Source organism: Mycobacterium sp. 852014-52144_SCH5372336 (assembly GCF_001665615.1).
Taxonomy (GTDB): Bacteria; Actinomycetota; Actinomycetes; order Mycobacteriales; family Mycobacteriaceae; genus Mycobacterium; species Mycobacterium neumannii_A.
Window position 1 is genome coordinate 1 of record NZ_LZSW01000060.1, and the last position, 527, is coordinate 527.

At 64.1% G+C, this 527-nt stretch carries 1 protein-coding gene; it reads right to left on the reverse strand.

Going from position 1 to position 527, the window contains the following annotated elements:
- Positions 1-527: AMP-binding protein (locus tag A5759_RS22150; RefSeq protein ID WP_156617000.1), on the reverse strand; the 527-nt coding region annotated here is incomplete at both ends.

The window sequence follows — 527 nt, forward strand, 5'->3', positions numbered from 1 at the left end:
GAGTCCAACGCCTCCAACAGACACGCCACATTGCGGTGCGTGACCGCCACACCCTTGGGCTTGCCGGTAGTACCCGAGGTGTAAATCAGATACGCCACATCATCGACATCAGGAGCAGGCAAACCTGCAGACGGATAATCGTCGAGGCGCACATCGTCGAGGTCGACGATCGGCCGATCACACCGGCCAAGCCGGTGGGCCAACTCCGCGGTGCTCACCGCAGCAACCGGCGCGGCATCGGCGAGCATGAACTCAATACGCGCATCGGGATGGGCAGGATCGATCGCCAAGTACGCCGCCCCGGTCTTGAGCACAGCCAACAGCGCCGTCACCGCCTGCGCCGAGCGCCCAACCAGCAACGCCACCCGCTGACCCGGACCCGCACCATACTCAACCAGCAAGTGCGCCAACCGATTCGACGCCTCATCCAACTCACGGTAAGTCATCGAGCGACCCTCGAAACTCACCGCCACCGCCTCAGGGGCACGCGAAACCTGCGCGGCGAACAACCCCGGAATCGACGGCGA